The 19,738-nt window shown below is 64.6% G+C and carries 21 protein-coding genes; all 21 read right to left on the bottom strand.

The annotated features are described in order from the left end of the window. Positions 1 to 45: 45 nt before the first annotated feature. The 21 genes from rpsG to ABIB54_RS05325 all read right to left on the bottom strand — a co-directional run bounded on the left by rpsG (position 46) and on the right by ABIB54_RS05325 (position 19,724). Positions 46 to 516: a 30S ribosomal protein S7 gene (gene rpsG, locus ABIB54_RS05225; RefSeq protein WP_185201722.1), complete on the bottom strand. Its 471-nt coding sequence runs from the start codon at positions 514 to 516 to the stop codon at positions 46 to 48. Continuing rightward, positions 516 to 890: a 30S ribosomal protein S12 gene (gene rpsL / locus ABIB54_RS05230; protein ID WP_130981949.1), complete on the bottom strand. Its 375-nt coding sequence runs from the start codon at positions 888 to 890 to the stop codon at positions 516 to 518. Before rpsL ends, rpsG begins: the two co-directional genes overlap by 1 nt. A 388-nt stretch (positions 891 to 1,278) precedes the next feature. Beyond that, on the bottom strand, positions 1,279 to 1,575 hold the full coding sequence (locus ABIB54_RS05235; RefSeq protein WP_354574452.1) for a WXG100 family type VII secretion target: 297 nt from the start codon (positions 1,573 to 1,575) through the stop codon (positions 1,279 to 1,281). Between the two features lie 179 nt (positions 1,576 to 1,754). Next, positions 1,755 to 2,051: a WXG100 family type VII secretion target gene (locus tag ABIB54_RS05240; RefSeq protein ID WP_185201729.1), complete on the bottom strand. Its 297-nt coding sequence runs from the start codon at positions 2,049 to 2,051 to the stop codon at positions 1,755 to 1,757. 241 nt (positions 2,052 to 2,292) lie between these two features. Continuing rightward, positions 2,293 to 3,192, bottom strand: a complete 900-nt coding sequence (locus ABIB54_RS05245) for a hypothetical protein (protein WP_354574453.1) — start codon at positions 3,190 to 3,192, stop codon at positions 2,293 to 2,295. Positions 3,193 to 3,217: 25 nt separating this feature from the next. Beyond that, positions 3,218 to 3,820, bottom strand: a complete 603-nt coding sequence (locus ABIB54_RS05250; RefSeq protein ID WP_354574454.1) for a hypothetical protein — start codon at positions 3,818 to 3,820, stop codon at positions 3,218 to 3,220. After that, positions 3,817 to 4,437 (bottom strand): hypothetical protein, encoded by a 621-nt coding sequence (locus ABIB54_RS05255; protein WP_354574455.1) that lies wholly within the window; start codon positions 4,435 to 4,437, stop codon positions 3,817 to 3,819. Before ABIB54_RS05255 ends, ABIB54_RS05250 begins: the two co-directional genes overlap by 4 nt. Before the next feature lie 48 nt (positions 4,438 to 4,485). Further along, a complete protein-coding gene (locus tag ABIB54_RS05260; RefSeq protein ID WP_354574456.1) occupies positions 4,486 to 5,874 on the bottom strand; it encodes a hypothetical protein in 1,389 nt (462 codons plus the stop codon). Beyond that, entirely contained in the window at positions 5,871 to 6,233 is a 363-nt protein-coding gene (locus ABIB54_RS05265; RefSeq protein WP_354574457.1) for a hypothetical protein, read from the bottom strand. The genes ABIB54_RS05260 and ABIB54_RS05265 overlap by 4 nt, the downstream gene beginning before the upstream one ends. Before the next feature lie 117 nt (positions 6,234 to 6,350). After that, on the bottom strand, positions 6,351 to 10,841 hold the full coding sequence (locus ABIB54_RS05270) for a type VII secretion EssC family protein (RefSeq protein WP_354574458.1): 4,491 nt from the start codon (positions 10,839 to 10,841) through the stop codon (positions 6,351 to 6,353). 66 nt (positions 10,842 to 10,907) lie between these two features. After that, positions 10,908 to 11,402 carry a DUF6121 family protein gene (locus ABIB54_RS05275; protein ID WP_354574459.1) on the bottom strand — a complete coding sequence of 165 codons (495 nt, stop codon included), beginning with the start codon at positions 11,400 to 11,402 and terminating at the stop codon, positions 10,908 to 10,910. 9 nt (positions 11,403 to 11,411) lie between these two features. Further along, entirely contained in the window at positions 11,412 to 12,284 is an 873-nt protein-coding gene (locus ABIB54_RS05280; protein ID WP_354574460.1) for an ECF transporter S component family protein, read from the bottom strand. A gap of 100 nt (positions 12,285 to 12,384) precedes the next feature. Next, positions 12,385 to 13,083, bottom strand: coding sequence for a type 4a pilus biogenesis protein PilO (locus ABIB54_RS05285; RefSeq protein ID WP_354574461.1), 699 nt, complete (start codon positions 13,081 to 13,083; stop codon positions 12,385 to 12,387). After that, the gene (locus ABIB54_RS05290; protein WP_354574462.1) at positions 13,080 to 13,766 is read right to left on the bottom strand and encodes a hypothetical protein; all 687 of its coding nucleotides are present in this window, start codon (positions 13,764 to 13,766) and stop codon (positions 13,080 to 13,082) included. The genes ABIB54_RS05285 and ABIB54_RS05290 overlap by 4 nt, the downstream gene beginning before the upstream one ends. After that, positions 13,763 to 14,815, bottom strand: coding sequence for a type IV pilus assembly protein PilM (gene pilM, locus ABIB54_RS05295; RefSeq protein WP_354574463.1), 1,053 nt, complete (start codon positions 14,813 to 14,815; stop codon positions 13,763 to 13,765). The genes ABIB54_RS05290 and pilM overlap by 4 nt, the downstream gene beginning before the upstream one ends. A 24-nt stretch (positions 14,816 to 14,839) precedes the next feature. Next, a complete protein-coding gene (locus ABIB54_RS05300; protein ID WP_354574464.1) occupies positions 14,840 to 15,673 on the bottom strand; it encodes a prepilin peptidase in 834 nt (277 codons plus the stop codon). Further along, a complete protein-coding gene (locus tag ABIB54_RS05305) occupies positions 15,670 to 17,256 on the bottom strand; it encodes an RICIN domain-containing protein (protein WP_354574465.1) in 1,587 nt (528 codons plus the stop codon). Before ABIB54_RS05305 ends, ABIB54_RS05300 begins: the two co-directional genes overlap by 4 nt. After that, positions 17,253 to 17,909: a PilW family protein gene (locus ABIB54_RS05310; RefSeq protein WP_354574466.1), complete on the bottom strand. Its 657-nt coding sequence runs from the start codon at positions 17,907 to 17,909 to the stop codon at positions 17,253 to 17,255. The genes ABIB54_RS05305 and ABIB54_RS05310 overlap by 4 nt, the downstream gene beginning before the upstream one ends. Continuing rightward, entirely contained in the window at positions 17,902 to 18,549 is a 648-nt protein-coding gene (locus ABIB54_RS05315) for a type IV pilus modification PilV family protein (protein ID WP_354574467.1), read from the bottom strand. Before ABIB54_RS05315 ends, ABIB54_RS05310 begins: the two co-directional genes overlap by 8 nt. 105 nt (positions 18,550 to 18,654) lie before the next feature. Beyond that, positions 18,655 to 19,086 carry a prepilin-type N-terminal cleavage/methylation domain-containing protein gene (locus tag ABIB54_RS05320; RefSeq protein WP_354574468.1) on the bottom strand — a complete coding sequence of 144 codons (432 nt, stop codon included), beginning with the start codon at positions 19,084 to 19,086 and terminating at the stop codon, positions 18,655 to 18,657. A gap of 224 nt (positions 19,087 to 19,310) precedes the next feature. Beyond that, positions 19,311 to 19,724: a prepilin-type N-terminal cleavage/methylation domain-containing protein gene (locus ABIB54_RS05325; protein ID WP_354574469.1), complete on the bottom strand. Its 414-nt coding sequence runs from the start codon at positions 19,722 to 19,724 to the stop codon at positions 19,311 to 19,313. Positions 19,725 to 19,738: the final 14 nt, after the last annotated feature.

Genomic DNA, 19,738 nt, shown 5'->3' on the forward strand with positions numbered 1-19,738 from the left:
TTTCGACACGCTCGCTGGCGCTCGCTACTCAACCGGCAGTAATTATTACCAGCGGTAGTGCGCGAAGGCCTTGTTGGCGTCGGCCATCTTGTGAGTGTCCTCGCGACGCTTCACGGCGGCACCGAGGCCGTTGGAAGCATCGAGGATCTCGTTGGTGAGACGCTCGGTCATGGTCTTCTCGCGACGACCCTTGGCGTAGGTGGTGAGCCAGCGCAGTGCGAGGGTGTTGGCGCGGTGAGGCTTGACCTCGACCGGCACCTGGTAGGTGGATCCACCGACACGGCGGCTCTTGACCTCGATGGTGGGACGGACGTTGTCGAGCGCCTTCTTCAGCGTGACGACGGCATCCGCACCGTTCTTGGTCGATACTCCGACGAGCGCGTCGTAGACGATGCGCTCGGCGAGGCCCTTCTTGCCATCAAGAAGGATCTTGTTGACGAGCTGGCTGACGATGGGGGCTCCGTAGACCGGGTCCGCAACTACGGGACGCTTCGGTGCTGGTCCTTTACGAGGCATTACTTCTTGTCCTTCTTCGCGCCGTAGAGGCTACGGGCCTGCTTGCGGTTCTTAACGGCCTGGGTGTCGAGCGCGCCGCGCACGATCTTGTAACGCACACCCGGGAGGTCCTTGACGCGACCGCCGCGGATGAGCACCATCGAGTGCTCCTGCAGGTTGTGGCCTTCGCCGGGAATGTAGGCGGTCACCTCGGTGCCGTTGGAGAGCTTGACGCGCGCGACCTTGCGGAGAGCCGAGTTCGGCTTCTTCGGGGTGGTCGTGTACACGCGGGTGCACACACCGCGCTGCTGCGGGTTGCCCTTGAGGGCGGGCGCCTTGGTCTTGACGACCTTGGGGCTGCGGCCCTTACGGACCAACTGCTGAATGGTGGGCACTACATACTCCTTGTATTTACTGCACGGTGACAGATGTTGCGTAGCATCCGTTCCGACGTTCTGTAGGTCCGTCGGAAGCGTTTTGCACCACACGCGAATCTCACGAGAGTGTTCGATCCTGAGTGGTATGCCGTGGGGGCTGCTGGTCTTTCACAGACCGACAAACCCAGCGTGTATGGCCGTTGTCGAGCCTGATCCTTGCCCCGAAACAGCGGGCACGGTTCAAGCGCACGACAAAGCGCACACCTCGTAGATACTAGCCGTCGTGAGGGGTGGTGGTCAAATGATCGACCGGATCCCGGACGCCCCCGCGTCACGCTGTCCGGGAACGCGCAAACGCGAGTCGGACACCAGGTCCGACCCGCGTTGTGACGGAAAGATCGGGAGCTCAGCCGCCGATGCCCTTGGCGAGCTCGGAGTCCACGTTCTCGAGAGCCGACGCCGCCTTGGTGAGGAACTGGGACATTCCATCGAGACCGTTCACGGCCTCCGTCGTGCCCTTCGTGAACTGCTCGTACGAGCTGTGGAACGCCCCGGATGCCGCATCCGTCACAAAACCACCCTGAACCAGGCCATTGACCAGAGACTGCAGCTCGTGAAGCTTCGAGGTGATGTCATCCTTACCCGTCGTCAAACGGTTCGCCGCATCGGTCATCTCGCTGTACGTGACATTCATATTCGCCATGAGGTGGAACTCCTTCGACTAGTGACGGGCCGACCCCCTGGCCAACCAACTACCGGTAAACCTACCGTTCTGATGGAAACTCGCCAATGGGCAGCGGTGCCCATGACGGCGATGTGCCGGTTAACGGTCGAACAGCCGACCCGACCGGGCCGGCTCTTCGCCGTAGAAAGATCGGAAGCTCAGCCGCCGATGCCCTTGGCGAGCTCGGAGTCCACGTTCTCCAACGCCGAGGCCGCCTTCGTGAGGAACTGCGACATTCCGTCGAGACCGTTCACAGCCTCCGTCGTGCCCTTCGTGAACTGCTCGTACGAGGTGTGGAACGCACCGGAAGCCGCATCCGTCACAAAACCACCCTGAACCAGGCCATTGACCAGAGACTGCAGCTCGTGGAGCTTCGAGGTGATGTCGTCCTTACCCGTCGTCAAACGGTTCGCCGCATCGGTCATCTCGCTATACGTGACATTCATATTCGCCATGAGGTGGAACTCCTTGGTTTTCGGGGGCTGACCTCGGGGCCAACCAGCTTGGTTACAACCTAACTACAGGGTGCGAAACGACGGAATGGGCAGGAGTACCCATGCTGAGACCAACCACCACCGGGGCGAAGCCGGACAACCCGGGCCGGCGTGCCGACCCGGGTTGTCCGGATTCGCCCGGAGGGTGTCGTCCGATGTCGCGGCGCTGGTCGGCTCAGCGCCGATCGAGTTGCTCTCGCGGCTAGGCGAAGGACTCTCCGGTGCCGAGTGATTCTCCTGCGCGCCAGAACTGGGCGGCGGCGGCAAGGGCGAGCACGACGAGCACTACCCCTACTCCCGCCAACAGCAGGAACGGGGGGAGCGCCATAGCGAGCTCGGTCGCGGAGCCTGCCGGTCCCACGGCACCGGAGAGGAACGTGACTGAGAGAGCGATGAGTAGGCCGCCGATTCCGCCAACCCAGAGATCGAAGCGCCACCGGTAGTCGAGCCAGCGCCAAAAGGCCTTGCCGGGGCCGCCAGCCGGGGTGGCCGCTCCGCGCCGGAGCGCGGCGAGATACCACACCTTCTTGGCGAGAGAGACGAACGAGGCCACCGTGATCGCAAACGCGAGTGCGCCGTAGATGATCCAGAACCCGGTGAAGTCATAGGTGGACCTGAGGGTGGACGGCCATCCCCCATTGAGCCAGCCGGAGAGCGGGATTCCGATCAACACGGCCGAGATGGCCAGTCCCACGAGGGCCCAGGCGATGTGCCATCCAAAGCCGAGGATACGAAACTGTGAGACCATCGAGGCAGAAGGCAACATGCCCTTCTGCGCCTTCGCACTCGGCCCGATCCATCCGCGCCTCAGTTGCTCACCGGGAATCACAGCGCACATCGCGAACAGCAGGATCACGCCGGGGGCGGCGGTCATCGCGGTCCCTGCGATGCCGGCGATCGGTTCGAGATCCGATCGATTCGCACCGGCGGTCTGGGCGCGATCGAGAGCAGACATGACAATGCCGCCTCCGACCAGAAGCATCAGGGTCACCGTCGCGAGAATGACCCCGACGACCGAGAGCACGCGGCCAAAGGTGCGATTGGACGCCGCTACTTTCGCCCGTCGCGCTTGCTGTTCTTCATCCGTCAGTTCCTGCGGCATGGTGCCCCCTTCAACGTCGCTGAAGTCAAGCCTTCCACGTCAGCGAGTCGACCATTGCATCGAAGAGGGTCGCGTAGAGTTCTGGATCCCGTGCCATCGGGGCGGAGATCGTAAGGGTGAGCACTCCCCCTCCGTCCGGGTACGGCAGTCGATACTCAGCGGAGAGTGAGGGAGTCTCGGCGTCACCGAACCGACCGAGCCCGGCCTCGACCGTGCGGCACATCGGCCCGAATCTGTGCTCGACAATCGAAACGCCGGGAAAGGTCGCGGCCAGCGATTCGGCGAAGGCGGCGGGCGCCGCAGGAATCGATTCTTTGGGCCAGGGCGAATCCGAAGCGATGAGAGCGGCGGGGAATGGCACTCCGGGCAGGATTTCGAGCGAGAGGTGCATGCTGTGAGCGCCGGCATCCCGTGCCCGTTGCGCGGTTGTCAGCAACTCCTCGATCATCATCCTTCGCGTGCGGGCAAGACGGTCGGCAACCCCTACCTGCTTCTTGACGATGCGGCCGATCACGGTCTTCATGATTTCGTCCGTCTCGAGCGGAATCACCGACCAGGTGCCGGGAAATACGATCGAATACCCGGCATCCGGTGCTGTCACCGAGCGGACAGGCGTATCCGTGCTCATACGGCGGCCCCGAGAGTGAGGGCAAGTGTTTCGACGAATTCCTGGGTTTCGCGGGGCATGTTGACGAAGGCACCAAGGCTTTCTGCCGAGAAGATGAACTGCACGGCCTGCGCTGCCCCGGGCGGGAAGACCGCAACCACTGCGCGCTCTTCGAGCACCGCGCCTTCCGGTCCATCCGTTGCGTGCGCGATCAGGTTGTGAGAACCGACGAGTTCCCCGACAGCGATCGTGGATCGCCATGTGCGCACTGAGTAGTAGTTGAGGCCAGACTCCTCCCTATCGGTGTAGGACTGCAGAAACTCTTCGAAAACCTCCGGGGAGCCGAGCGCCGCAACCGGTGTGAGCTCGAAGACCACCGCAGCAGAAGCTCGCCCGGTCTCGGGATACGGCACCCAGATCGCGGCGGTCAGGCGGGGGTTGTTCATCGAGGAGAGTCGCGTTCGAGCGAAGTCGAGCTCACCGGCGAGGCGGCCACGAACTTCCGGGTCGATCACAAGCTCGGCCGCGAGTTCGATGGACCACTCTGCCGATGACGTTGATGAGAGGGGCAACGGGTACCACCCCTCAGACAATCCCACCCTGAAATCAACGATGTCGCGCAATGACGTGTCGGGCATTCGATCCTCTCCTTGATGATTCGATCCGTTCGAGCCGGAGGCTCTGCGTCAGTCTTTCGTCGTTCCCGTCGTGATGATCTGATAGCCGTGTTTGAACACGTCGCCGACACCGGTCACCCCACCGACGACATCCCCGTAGTCGCCAGAGACGAAGGACGTGCCGTTGAAGTCCGGCTTGAAGATGGCCTCGAGCCCCTGTCCGACCTTGATTCCCTGGTAAAGGCTCAAGGCTCCGGCCTGGAAACGCATCGGCAGATCGACGAGGCCGGGGTTCTCTGCGGCCATCTTGTAGAAGCTCTTCAGATCCGCGTTGATGTTGAGACCTTTCGCGAAGTCGATGTCGAACTTCGGGAATGCCTCGAGCGCAGCTTCGCGGATGAGAGTCCCGGCACTCTTCTCGCCGGCTTTGAAGGCGTCGAAGGCCGCCTTCTGGGTTGCGGTGCGCACGAACGGCGACTTGAACACATCACTCAGCGGCTTCGCCAGGTTGTCGGCGGCTTTCGACGCACTCATGAAGTCTTCGCTGTGGGCGCCGACGCCCTGCAGCGTGGCAAGAGCGCGGGTCTCGGTGATGCCCGACTTGAGCACCGTGATCGCCTTGAGTTCCTTGGCAGCAGCGGCAAAGATCTTGCCGCCGAACAGTGTGAGAACGGCGCCCACGGCCGCGCCGGCGACATCCCACCACGAACCATCACCCGAGATTGCCTTGACGATCGATTCGATCAGCGTGATGACAGCGCCGATGGCGGCCAGTACGAGCAAGATCTGCCCGAGGATCGGCACCCAGGCAAGGAAGATCGAGAGGATGCCGGCCCAGTCGCAGATCACTTTGATGATGTCGAAGAAGGTTGCACCCCAGTCGTCCCACCAGCCGTCCTTCAACCCGTTGTTCTTCTTTCCGTCGACGACCTCGACGATCGCGGCGATCGCGGCGTCGGCGGCGGAATTCTTGATGCTGAGCGCTGCCCGCCACTCATCGTGCGCTGCGCCGAGGCTTGCTGAGGCGGCTTGGGCGTGGTCGTGGGCGTCGGTCGCTGCCTTCTTCGCCTCCGTGTCGTCAGGTTGGGCGGAGTCTGCCGCGTGCTGGCTCTGCGTCGCGGTTCGCTGCGCCGTCTCCACAGCGGACTGCTTGTCGGCGATGTGCGCGATGGCCGTGCGTGCGGCATCCTGGGCGCTCTTCAGCTCGAAAGAATAGGTGACAAGAGCCTGCGACGTCACCGCATAGCGTTCTTTGGCCTTGTCGATGTCACTCGCGACGTCGCCAGCCTTTTCCCGGATCGCATCTATCGCCGCGCTCGTCATTCCCTCGACGCTGGAGATGCTCTTCAGGGTGTTGACCGACCTGGCGATCGCATTGGCGATCTCACCGTAGTGTCGCGCCTTCGATCGCAGGAGTGTGTCGTTGCCCTCGAGCGGCGCGTATTCGTGGTCGCTCATTTGTCGGCGCCCGTGCCCTTTCCGGAGTTTCCGCCGGGATCGGTGGGGGTTGCGGGAATCTTCGCGTTATCGGGAGCGGCATCCTCGAGCGCTTTCGCGAGACCGGCATCCACCTGTGTGAAACCATCTGAAATCGCTGCGATGGACTTCTGGAGGTCTTCGACCGCTTCGGTCATACTCTTGCGCTTGTCATTCCATTTGTGGGCGAAGTCCTCGACGTGGGAGCCGAGCTGGTCATGCCCGGTCGAGTCTGCAACATCGTTGCTGAAATCGTCGGCGTCCTTGAACTCGGCCGCAATAGCCTCGAGATCGTCTTTGAGCTGCTGGAGCAGCTCGAGATCGAGCTTCAGATCTGGCATGTTCGCTTCTTTCCCCTGGACTGCCGAGCGCCCGCATACCCCTCTGGCAGTGGCGAGCTCTTGCCAAAACTATCGACTAACCCTCGGATGCGACATGGGCAGCACTCCCCATGACTCTCACCCCTCCACCAGCGGCACCTGCACCCGAGCCGACTTGCCCTTGGCGATGTACATCCCGCGGCCGGGAGGGAACTCGGACTTGTTGATGCGCGGCAACGGCGTCTTGAGGATGATGTCTCCCTCGACCGTCTCCGGCTGCAGCAGGAATCCGCGGCGTCCGTTCTTGAACTCTCCGAGGAGCGGCCAGGAGGATCCCCAGGCCGACATCTCCGCTTCGGCGATCACCAGGTGGTCGCTTCGCTTTGCGGCCCGCGCGAGCTCGACGATGGCGGAGTCGGCCGGGGTCTGCAGGAAATCGCCGATCGACTCGACGATCACCACGATTCGGCCCTCGGTGTCGGTGTCGGCTATGGCGGCGGCGAGGTCCTTGGCAAGCGCGGCCACCGCTTCGACCGAGGTTGCGGCATCCGTCCAGGGCAGCGCCTGCGAGAGCGGTGAGCGTGAGTTGCCGAGGTAGTACAGCCGGGCATCCGGATCGAAGCGCTGCACCGACCGGGCGAGCGCGTGAAGCGTGTTGCTCCGCCCGCTGGCCGGCGGGCCCGCGAGCAGGAAGGTGCCCACCGGGTCGAAGCCGATCGGCCCGAGGTCGAAGTCGCTGATGCCGAGCACCGGCTCGCCCGCGACCCTCGGCGCCAGTTCGGAATCCGGGTACTCCTTCGGCAGCGATCCGATGCCGGGGGCCGCGGCGACGCCGGCCCGCACCATGGCCTCGGCGAGCGCCCGGGTGGCGGTGGCCTGTTCCGACACCGACGAGGATCCCCCGAGGATGGCGATCTGCGTCTCGAAGCCGTCGACGATCGCCCGGCCGGGCGGCGACTTCGGCCCGAGGATGTCGCTCGGCACGTCGAGCATGCCGTAACCGTCGTCCGCGAGCCGAAGAACCACCTTGCGCTGGATGCTCGAGCCGATCGATGCCGGAACGGCACCGGCCCGGTCTGCGGTGAGCGCGACGTGGATGCCGAGCTGGCGCCCGTCGCTGAGGATGTCCTTGAACACGTCATACCAGATCGATCGCCCGGCCGGGATCTCGAAGTCGTTGCGGAAGTTGGGGAAACCGTCGATCAGCAGCAGGATGCGCGGCTCCTGCGGCCGGTTCGCGAGCCGGCGGTATTCCACGATGCTCGAGGCGTTCGCCGCGGCGAAACGGGGACCGCGGTCCTCGAGCTCGGCCTGCAGCATCCGGAACAGGCGGATGATGCGCTCGGAGTCGTCCCCGGCGATCACCGCGCCGACGTGCGGAAGGGTCTCGAGCATGCGAAGACTGCCGGAGCCGAAGTCGATGCCATAGACCTTCACCGGCCCGCCGCGCGGGGTGATCGCCGCCGCCGCGGCGAGGGTGCGCAGCACGGCGCTCTTGCCGGATCCGCCGGTGCCGAAGATCGAGAGGTGCCCGTCCACATCCGGCCTGAAGTAGGTGGGCAGCTGCTGCTGGCGCTCGGCGATGTCGGAGACCCCGAGCAGCAGCTCGGAATCGGTGCGCTGGGGAAGCCGCCCGAGGTCGTAGAGACCCGCGAGTTCGTCGAGCCAGGGCCGCCTCGGTGGCGGGATATGCGCGTCGCCGTTGGCTTTGACGATGGATGCCACGAGCTTCTGCTGGTCGGTGGGGCCAAGGTCCCTGGCCTCGTCGACCGTGCTCGCGGTGACGTCCTCCCAGCGGTTCTCGCCGCCGAAGCGAAGCTCGGCTACCTCGATGTCCGCGTCCTCTGGTTCGCGGCTCGTCCATCCGCCGGCGTAGCCGGACTGGAACAGCGCGAGGCGGCCCGGTCCGGTCTTGGCGACACCGCGACCGGGGATGGCCGGGTCGAAGTGGGCCGCATCCTTGATGCCCACCACGTCCTGGCTGTCGGACTCGTCGGCCATGCGCAGGGCGATGCGCAGGTTCGTGTTGGCGCGCAGGTTGTCTTTGATGACCCCGGCCGGGCGCTGGGTCGCCATGATCAGGTGGATGCCGAGCGAGCGACCGCGCTGGGCGATGTCGACGACGCCGTCCACGAACTCCGGCACGTCTCCGACCAGGGCGGCGAACTCGTCGATCACGAGCACGAGGGCGGGCGGGCTGTCCGGGTCACCACGCTTCTCCAGCTCGAGCAGGTCCTTGGCCTTCTTGCGGTTGAGAAGGTGCTCCCGGAAGTGCAGTTCGGCGCGAAGGGAGGTGAGCGCGCGGCGCACGAGGTGCGGGCTGAGGTCGGTGACGAGGCCGACGGTGTGCGGGAGCGACACGCAGTCCGCGAAGGCCGATCCACCCTTGTAGTCCACGAAGAGGAAGGTCACCCGGTCGGGACTGTATTCGGCGGCCATGCCGAGGACCCAGGCCTGGAGGAACTCGCTCTTGCCTGCTCCGGTCGTGCCGCCGACGAGGGCGTGTGGGCCCTGGGTGCGCAGGTCGAGGTGCAGCGGATCCACGCCGGCCGATCCGATGATCGCGCGGAGCTTGCCGGCCCGGCGGGGCTTCGGAACCGCCCCGGGCGTGCGGTCGTGCATCGACGCGTTCTGGCGCCACCGGTCGATGACGGCGTCGCTCGTCTCGATCAGTTCATGGCCGAGCAGCGTGATCATCGAAACCGAGCGCGGGATGTCGCTCGAGTCGGCGACGAGGGCTCCCGCGTCGATGACCGGGGCGAGTTGCTTCGCGAAGTCGAGCGCGCGAGCGGAGTCGACCTGCTCGGTCTCGACCTCGGTGATGGTCTCTCCGAGACGCACCAGACCGACCGTGCCGAGGACGGAATCCGGCTCGAGGTGCAGGTAGGTGCGACAGACAGCGGGCAGCGCCGGCACACTCGGTGCGACCCAGATCGGATAGACGCCGGCATCCGCCGCCTGCTCGGCGAGCTGCACGAGGCGCGCACGGTCGACCGCGACATCGTCGGAGATGAGCAGCACGATCGCCGGAACCGGGGAGGGGGTACCCACGGTGGTGCTGGCAGACCCCACCTCTGCACCGCGCTCGAGCGCGGCCCCCTCCTGCTCCATGGCCCCGCGACGCTGCGCGCCCTTGCCGGCCAGCCGGTCGGCGACCAGGCCCTCGATCGCGGACAGCAGCTGTGACCCGCTCGCCGCGCTATCGGCCAGATGGCCGATCTCGAGCGGGCTGTGCGGAGACGAGGTGTGCGGCATCCACTTGAGCCATTCGAGCTCGCGCGACCACGCCGGGCTCACCAGGGCGGCCACGACGAGCTCCGCCGGGGAGTGCAGCGCCGTGATCTGGACGAGCACGGAGTTGACCGACCCGACGGTGGCCGAGGTGGGGCCGGCGATGCCGAGCGCGCCCGAGTCGAACAGGTTGTCGATGATCGGGACACCGGCGATCATCCGGTTCTCCTCGACCACGGTGTCGAGGCGGCTCTGGAACTCGGGCAGCATCTCGCCCTTGGGCTGGGTCGACACGACATTGCGCGAGGCCATCGTGCCGATGCCGATGCGCACGTTGAGGAATGACCAGTGCTCCGGGCGCCGAGTCCACAGTAGCGGACCCCGACGGACGGCCTGGGCGTAGGCCTCTTCCGTGGAGGGCGACTCGTCGATGCGCAGTTGGAGCTCCTTCACCCGCTCCTCCTCGAGCTGGGTGGTGAGGGACGCGAGGTGCACGTCGAACTTGCCGATGGCCTTCTTGAGGCGCCGCTTCTCGCGGGTCTTGCCGGTCATGAAATTGCCGATGAGCATGATCGGCGACATCGCGATGAAGAGGAGGGATGACGGTTGCTTGGAGATGTAGAACATGGCGCCGCCCATGAGAACGGGAGCGATCATCGCCAGGAGGGGGAAGGGTTGATCCGGTTTCTCTGCCGGAACCTCCGGCGCGGCGAACTCCTGGCCGGCGTAGCGGCGCTCGACCTTCGGGGAACGGTTGAAGAAGATCGGGCCCGCAGTCGGCGCGACCCCCGTGAGCACCGCGGAATCGGCGACGGTGACCCGCACCACGGAGTCGCCGATGAGCAGCGTCTCCTCCTTCTCGATGCGCAGCCGGGTGACGATCCCACCGTCGACGACCACCCCGTTCGCCGAGCCGAGGTCCACGACCTCGACCACCGAGGAGACCTCGAAACGCACGTGGCGCTTGGAGACGAGCGGGTCGTGGAGCGTGATGTCCGACGCATCCTCCCGGCCGAGCACCGTTGTGCCGGCGACGAGGGGGAATTCGCGACCGGCATCCGGCCCGGAGACCACGGTGAGAGTCGCGATGGTGGGAGCCTTGCCCGATGCTGGAGGCTGGTAGTAGGTGCCGGCATCCGCGATGCTCACGGTGGCTCCGCTGCCGATCCAGGCCTCGCCGAGGGGAGCATCCGGGGGCAGGAGGAGCGCCTCGGTCTGCCCGGGGAGGGTGGCGTGCAGGGTGAGGACACGCTGCGGATCCGGTTTCGCGGCCGCGGCCTGCGGGTCCAGCCGGGCGATCGTCGCTGCGACATCGGAGATGCTCGCCGATGCATCCGCCGTGACGACGATGTCGTCAGTGACGCCGGATGCCCGCCGAAGGGTCAGCTTGAGACGCACGTTCTTCCTCCCCCGAGGCGACCTGCTGGGCGCTCAGGCAAGTATAGGGAGAAGAGAGAGACAAACTCACTCGTTGCGGTCACGGTCATCGCGGTTCTCCCACCACCACTTCGGAGCCTGCCCGGCTCCTCCGCTATCCCGGTAGGAGAGCAACAGGAAGAAGGAGAGAGCCACGACGAAGGCGATCACGGCGACGGCGACCGCGAAGGGACCGACCGCATTCGCCCCGAAGAAGAGCAGAGACAGCAGCGGGCGCCCCTTGCCGAGGGAGTAGAGGGTCGATCCGCTGACCAGAAAGAAGAAGTAGGTGATGACGGCGGTGATGACCGAGGCCGCCAGCACGGATCCCCGGCGGCGACCGAAGCTGACGAGAAGGGCGTAGAGCGCCGCGGTGGCCACGGCGAACATCGTCGGGGCGATGAGCGGTCCGGCATCCCGCTCGGTGAGCACCTCCCGGTCGGCATACAGGCTGATGATGCCGCTGGCGGCGATCGCGAGCGCCAGGAAGAGCACGACGGCGAACACCGCGATCATGCTCGCGTAGCGCGTGCGTGCATCCACCCGGTCGAGCTAGATCGTTGTGGCGGGCGTCGCGTAGCGCGACTTCTCGTACTCCGCCGTGCGCTCGGCGGACTCCCGATCGAAGGTGTCGCGCGCCTCGAGGTTGCGCAGCTTCACCTTGCGCCCGCGAGCGCTGATGAGCGCGCCCATCCACATGGATACCTCGCGGGCGAGCAGTGCCGCCGCGATGATGAAGGGGCTGGTGAGAGCGACCGAGAAGAGCCGGGCGGCGCTGTTGGGGGTGAGGGCGAAGACGTTGTTGACCAGGAGGCTGGTGCCGACGGATCCGAAGTAGACGACGAGCCCGACGAGGAGGCTCCCCAGAACATAGCTCCACCAGGATGCCCGATTGGCGAGCAGCACGACGATGACGAAACCGATGAAGAAGAAAGCGATCGGCGTGTAGTACGCCAGCGAGCCGAAGAAGTCGAAGCGGAATTCGCCGATCTCCACCGAGTGAATCGCCGCGATGGCCACCGCGTACAGTGCGGCGAAAAGCACGCTCGACAGCAGGGCGATCAGCACGCCGAACCCGCGATTGCCCTTGCGGCGGGGCGGCACCGGCGAAGGCACATAGATCGTCTGCATGGAAGCGGCAGAGGTCGCGGCCAGCGGAACGGATGCCGGCTCACGCTCGGTCACGGTGGTCTCCACCGCGGCCGGATCGGAGGTCGCTACGACCGGCTCAGAATCGGACGGCGAGGAAGAGGTGGTGAGGGTGGCCGGCGGTGCGGCCGGCGGAACCTCGACGAGGTCGTACACCGGCTCCTGCTCCGGAGTCGCCGGCAACTCCTCCGCAGGCACGATCTCGCCGTCGATGTCTGGTCCGTCGACGCGTTTCGGCGGCTGGTTCGCAGCGGTCTCGGGCGTGTTGTCGCTCATCGGTGCCACTCCTCACAGGCTGGCCGGGACATCCCGGCAGTTCACGTCACTCTAGCAATGACGATGAACTGCCGGGAGTGCGGCTCGCGCGGCGAGGGCATTACGGGGTGGTGGCCGTCGCGGCAGCGGCAGCGGCGACCGGCGCGGGAGCCGGAAGTGCGTAGACATTCCCGGTGAGGTCGCCGGTGAATTCACCGTCAACGCTGGACAGGGCCAGGTTCGTCACGAGGAACAGCCGCGGGCCGGTCTGCAATTGCCCGGCGAACGCCATCACCTGAGCGTAAGTACCGGTGACGGAGACTTTGATCGGAACCACGTAGAGCCCGTTCGCTGGTCCGGCGGGGACCGGAGCCGGTGCCGCCGTCCCACCGGCTGTCGCGGACGGCGACGGGGACGGGGACGGAGTCGCGGGTGCAGTTCCTGCCTGCGCCACCGGAGCTGCTGCAACGGGCGCCGCATAGGCAGTGACTCCGCTCACCTCCACACTCTTCAGTGTGATGCCCTGGGCATCTCCGTACTCCTTGATGGTGCGTAGGAACACCGACATATCTGCCGTCGCCGGAATCGAGGCGCGGAGGCCGTCGAGCTTCGACTGCGTGTCTGAGATGTTCTCAAACTGCTTCTTCAGCGCGATCAACCTGGTGGCGTTCGCATCGTTCGCCAGGCTTATGCTCGCTCGATCATCATCGGCCGAGGCGACCTGGGAGAGGATGGGTGAGACGCCGACCAGCCAACCGAGCACGCCAACGAGGGCGATGGCTCCGACTATGGCCAGGGTGAGAATTCGATCGCGATTCATTTCTTCGCTGCTTTCGCGGGAGCGAAGCGCTGGGAGAGCGCCTCGGAATTGACGAGAAGGTCGACCTCGACGGTGTAGTGCCCCGTCGTGGTGTCCAGCGTGACACTCCCGGGAGTCGCGGCAACGACCCCCTTGAGCTTGGCAAGGTTGTCGAGCCAGTCGGAAATCGGCTGCTGAGGACTGTCCGCGGTGATCTTGACTTCGGCCACGTGTGATGGAGTGAAAGTATCGGTGACCGTCGTTGGCGTCGTCACCGTGCTGGCTGTCGACGCAGTGAACGCCGTGATCGTCGTACCGACCGGAAGAGTGCTCTGAATACCTTGGAGATAGGGCGCCCAGAGGATCTCGCCGACGTCGGCCGAGGGCTGCGCGGTGACGATCTGGTCCACCTGACTCTGGAGAGTAGTGACGGCGCTGTATTTGACGCGTGATGCCGCGAGCAACGAGCTGCGCGACTGCTCGTTGGCGAGTTGGGCATTAGCCGTGAACAGAGCGAAAGTTGCCCCGACCGTGGCGAGTATTGCCAAGATCACCACGATCACCAGGCCTGCGAGCAACCGACGCCTCAACGCACGAGTCTTCTGGCCGATCCCGACCTCCCGCGGAAGCAGGCGAACGCGCGGCGTTCCCCCCAGAATCAGTGAACTGTCGACCGAAGGCCGACCGAGTGTGATGGCGCTCATGCGGCTGTCCCCAGCGCGAGACCGATTGCTACTGTCATGGACGAATCCACGCCTCTCTCTTTCATCGCCTTGTCTGCCTGGCGTCCGATCGCGATGTTGCCGAAGGGATCACCCGCCGAGACGGGCAGCCTGGTGTATTCCGAAACCGCTGCACCGAAGCCTCCGAGTGCTGAGCCGCCGCCCGAGAGCACCACGCGTTCGATCGTGTTGCTCGCCCCGGTGGAGGCGAAGTAGGTGAGGGTGTTGCGGAGGCTCGTGATGAGCTCACCGGTCGTCTCGAAGATGATTCCCACGGCGGCGTTCTCTTCGGCGGTCGTGGGTGCGGTCGCCAGCCCGAGAGCCCGTTTGGCGCGCTCCGCCACCTCCATCGACACTCCCATCCGGCTGGAGAGAGCGTGGGTGAGGTCGTCGCCACCGGTGGGGATGATACGGACGAAACGCGGAACGCCATCGGACGAGACCACGACGGTCGTCGTCGTGGCGCCGACGTCGATCATCGCGGAGGTGCCGCTGAGCTGCGAACCGCGGAGGAGGATGCGGCTGAGGGCGAAGGGGATCAGGTCGACGGCGACGGGGTTGAGTCCGGCGAGCTGCACGGCCTTCACGTTGCCGAGCACCGCCTCCTTGAGCGCGGCGACCAGCAGTCCGTTGATGACCGGCCCGTTGGCATCCACCCCCTCGCTGATCGGGTAGAAGTCGAGAAGAGCGTCCTCCGTCGGAAAGGGCAGCATCTCCTGCACGTGGAACGGAAGGGATTCGCGGATGCGATTGAGGGGCGCTTTCGGCACAGTCAAGTCGCGGGCGAGTACCCGCGAATTGCCGATTCCCAGCACGACATTCTTCGTGCTGAAGCCGCCTGCAGACCACAGCTGCTTGAGCACGGTCGCGACGGTGGCCGGCTCGGCGACCTCACCGCGATTGACCGCCCCGGGCGGCAGGGGAAGCGAGTGGTAGCGCAGAAGTTCCGGCCGCGCCTTCGATGCCGCGCCGAGCTCTGCTGCCCGAATGCCATTTGCGCTGATGTCGAGTCCGACAATTGTTTTCGCCATTTTTCCCCCTGTGTAATGCGTGTGCTAGGCGACCGTGAGGTCGAATAATGAAAGATAACTCGCGAAGACCGCGTTGCCGACGACGATCCCGAGCCAAGCCCCCGCGAACATCCACGGCCCGAACGGGATCCCACTCTTGCGCCCCGCGCGCTTAGTCGCGAGAAGAATGATCGAAAAGACCCCTGCAAGCAGGAATGCACTGAACGCACCGACGGCGACGGCTCCCCAGCCCGCCCAGCCCAGATAGATACCGAGCACACCGGCCAGCTTGACATCCCCGAGACCCATGCCTCCGGGGTAGACGAGAGCCATCACGAGGTAGAAGAGGAACAATCCCGCCATCGCGATTCCCGACCCGATCAGCGGGCCGAAGTCTCCGGACAGGATGCTCGCAGCGCCGAAGAGTGCAGCGCTCACGGCATAGGCGGGAATGACGATCACGTTCGGGAGCTTGTGCACATCGAGGTCGATCAGTGCGAGCGCGATCGTGATCGCGGCCAGATAGAGGAAGGCGACCATGACGAGTACCGCCGCGACGGCAGCAGCGGATGTCGTGGCCGCGAAGGCTGCGGGGGCGAAGCCGAGCGCAACCAGGGCGAAGGAGGCCGAGGTGGCGAGTTCGACCAGGGGATACCGGGCTGCGATGGGTGCCGCGCAATTCCGGCACTTGCCCCGAAGGAGGAGCCAAGACAGCACGGGGATATTGTCGTAGGGCTTGATCTCGTGCTCGCAATTGGGGCACGCGCTGGGCGGCGAGACTATGGACTTGCCGATCGGAACTCGGTAGACGACGACATTGAGGAAGGACCCGAGCAGCAGCCCGAGCACTGCCGCGAGGACGACGGTCACGGCGATCACTTGCTGTACTCCTTGTAGCCACTCACGTCGGAGCCGGTGTAGGAGGCGGGAGAGTTCCACTTCTGTTCGAGACCGCCGTTGCATACGGTCACGATCATCTTCGACCACTTACCGGTGGTGTAGGTGTCAGTCGAATCCACGGCGAGGCACCGACCCAGATTGTCTGTGAAGAGGTAGCTGCCCGGGTAGTTGCCCGTGTCCTGGAATCGCGTCCATTTCTGGGCGGTACTCACAGTCGAGTTGCACGAAGTGAAGGTGACGTACTTGCCGCTGGCGTTGGGAGCGGTGAGGCAGTACTTCTGCGAGCTGTTGTTGTTCAGGTACACGTAGACGGGCTGGTTCGCCACGGAAGTGGCCGGAGCTGTCGGCTCGGTGTAGTACCACTTGTGGTTCCAATCGAGCTTTCCCGTACCGGTCGGATCCTGCTTGCAGGGGTACGAGATCATGAATGAGCTATTGATGTTCGTATCGGTGACGTCCGCGCACCGCCCGAACTCCTTGTAGTTGACGATCTGGTTTGTGGCATGGCTGGCGGCTCCTGCGCCCACGGCGGTGGTGGGGGCGAACCCGCTGCCGCCCGATCCGTTGGTGACATTCAGAAGCGACCCATCGGACGGCGTGCCCGAGTTGAGGTAGAAGGTGGAGTAGTTGGAGTTATCAGCCAACTGCCCACCCCACGAGTTCGTACCGAACCAACTCCACAACTCGTTCCATCGGTAGTTGTCGGAACGGCACACCGCAAGCACCGCGGGTCCCGCCTTCGCGGTTGTCGCCTTGGTGATGTCCGTCTTGTCGGTTGGGCTGCTGATGCACAGGGGCGTCGTCGAAGCCACCGTGCTCGCGAGCTTGATCTCGTAGTCGGTGTCGTAGGTCCACAGTTGTTTCGTGTCGCTCGCCGTGGTGCAGTCGGTTGCTTTCTTGAACTTGACCTGCGAACCCACGGCGACCGACACGGCCTCGAGGCAGTAGTTGAGGTTGTAGTCCCAGATGCGACCTCCCGGCACATTCACGTTGGTTACCTTGAACTTGTAGACCGCGGAGATGTAGCGATTTCCATAGCTGGCATCGGCCTTGCCGGGCACCGCAGCCCCGAGACCGTCGGCGAGAGCGAGGGCGTAGAGCGGCTGGACGGTGCCGGAGAGCACCGTGCCGGTGCAGTTCATGTCGTTCGCGTCCTGCCAGGGCGTGTCTTTGCCGGTGGGATCAACCGTGAAGTACTTCAAGGTGACTGAATACGTGGAGGCGGCGTCGTTGCCATCGACCTTGCCGGATATCGAGCACGGCAACTTTGCGCGGTATCCGACAGTCTTCCCGGCGTCGGTCGTAGAGAGCGAGCGGATGACGCCGAGAGAGGCCTGAACCCCCGCCTGGGCTGCGTAGATGGTGCGGGTGTTCTTCTGTGCGATGAACACCGGCGTGGCCTGGGACAGGATCACGCTGAGCAGCACGACGGAGAGACCGGCCGCGAGGATCATGAAGAGAATCGCAGTCAGGAGCGCTACGCCCTCCTCTCCCTGCTCGCGGAGGCGGCGGCGCAAGGCAGAGCTGCGCAAGGCGGAGAGCGCGGAGTTGATTCTGGTCATGGTCGGTACGCGCCGAACGTGCACACGGGAGTGAGCGGATTGTTGCTCGGAGAGGTGAGCACCGACGAGGACGAGTTCCGGGCGATGAAGGTCGTCGACATCGAGGCTCCGGTATTCTGGGCGTTTGCGCCCGGGTTGAGTGTGACCAGGAGTTGCTGGCGAGGCTTGTCGGTGTTGTTCGCGGCGATCATCTGGAACGGGTGCGTCGGATCGCCGTCATTGGCGACGTCGGTGAGTTTCGGAGACCACAACGTGGCGCCGGCCGGGTTGTTCTCGTTCCACTGTCGGGATTCGAGTCGCGAGTTCGCCACCGAAAAGCGCCACTGGTAACAGATGGCCTGAAGACCGCTGACCGTACTCGCCGCAGGCACCCGGAACTCGACGTAACGATTGCCCGAAGCGCCGACCCCCGGGAAATTGATGGAGTCCGCGTACCGCACCTGCCGGTCGAGGATCCCGAAGACCACCAGGGTGCTGTTGGTCGACTGGCCCACCAGCTGGGTGCGCACGGCACTTCGCGAAATGGCCACGACAGAGGTCAGAACGATTGCGATGAAGACGGTGAAGATCGCCATCGCGACCATCAGCTCGATCAGGCTGAAGCCGGCTTCGTCGTCGCGAATCGAGGCGCCACGGGGCGATCGTTCAGCCATTGGTCTTCCATTCCAGGTCGGAGTGGGAGTCGATCAGGCTGGAGATCGTGTACACGCAGGAACCGGCGACGGCGCATCCCTGCCCGGCGGTCCACCCCACGATCACGATCACCCGGGTTAGCGGCGTGTAGCCGGTTGGTGTGACGGGAGCGTAAGTAGCAGAATCGGTTTTCCTGCAGTCCCCACCGGCGATCTGGCCGCCGTTGGTGCCGAGGTTCTCGAAACAGGTGCCGATGATCGTGGTGACCGTGTAGGGCGTCCCGTTTTGAGTCACCGGTGCGGGTATCGGGACCGTCTGGGTACCGGGGAGTGGAAGCGTGTGGTCGTACTCCTGATAGGTGTCGCTGACCCCGCTGGTGCCGACATTTGCGGTGAAGCTCGAATTGACCGCGGACTTCGATCGGCCGCTGAAGAGGCTGCTTGCGGGCAGTCCGCTGACCTTTTCCATTGCAGCATTTGCCACTGTGACGGCGATCGCTCGGCGCTGCTGGGAGACAGAACCGATGGTGGAGGAGATCGCCAGGCCGATCGCGGCGGTGGCGACGATGCCCATGATCGCGATCGCGACGATCACCTCGATGAGCGTCATCCCGCTCGAGTCCGCGGTGAAGCGGTCGAGCAGACGTCGGATCTTGTTCATGGCACCTCCTTCGGGACCTGAGCAAAAGTGGGTGGGTGATGCTTGTGCGAGAACGGTGCGGAACATGGGCTAAGCCACGTTCCGCACCGTTCTGCGAGCGGGAAGTTACGGAGTGAACTTTCCGAGACCGCCCGCCGTGCTGTCGTAGGTCTGGGTGCCGCCCGGGATGTTCGTGTTGGACCCCACGATCGTGTAGGAGTTGCCGTCGGAGGCAACCGTGACGGTGAGCGTATTGCCATCGCTGATCTTGAAGACAGAGGAGCCCACCGTCTGAGCGGTTTGAGGAGTGAAGGCAGCGAACGAACCGCTGTGCGAGGTGCCGAAGGTCTCAACAACCACGGCCGCGTTCTTGAGGTCGGACCCCACGGAGGCCTTCCAGGCGCTCTGGCGCTGGTTGAGGAACACCGGGATGGCGATCGCGGCAAGGATGCCGATGATGATGATGACGACGAGGAGCTCGATGAGCGTGAAGCCCTTCTCTCCATCCTTGCGAGCCTCACGGCCGGCCGTCATGGCCTTGTTCATACGAATGATCATGTGATTAATTCCTGTTCATTGAGAATGTTGATGGACAGGTGGCCCCCAATTGCAATGCCCCCTGAGATCATGTTGGCCGCCCCGTTAGGCCCGCGGAATCCCGCAAACAGGGGTAATACGGCCAGAACGCGCCCCCAGTACGGGGGCAGGGCGGCGATTCCGGTCACACCAAAGCGACAGCATCCGATAGTGATGCTGTCGCTTTGTCTCGCTGGCAAAAAGGACTAGGGCGTGAACTTTCCCAGACCGCCGGCGGCTCGGTCATAGACCTGGCTGCCGGGGCTCACGTTCGCATTCGACCCGAGAATGGTGAAGGTGGTAGCGCTCGGGCTCACCACGATCGTGTTGCCATCGGTCGCCTTGATTCCATTAGTGGCATTGCTCACGGGAAAGTCGGCGAAGGACCCGTCGTGGTTCATTCCCCAGGTCTCGACCACGATTGCGGCATTCTTCAGATCGCTGGCCACCGTCGCCTTCCAGGCGCTCTGGCGCTGGTTAAGGAACACCGGGATGGCGATCGCGGCGAGGATGCCGATGATCACGATGACGACCATCAACTCGATCAGGGAGAAGCCCGCCTCGCCCTGAACGCGAGCCTCCCGAGCGCGGGCCAATCCCCTGTTTGTCTGGTTGATCATCTGGTTGATCCCTG

This window comes from Frigoribacterium sp. UYMn621 (genome assembly GCF_040549525.1).
Classification (GTDB): domain Bacteria; phylum Actinomycetota; class Actinomycetes; order Actinomycetales; family Microbacteriaceae; genus Lacisediminihabitans.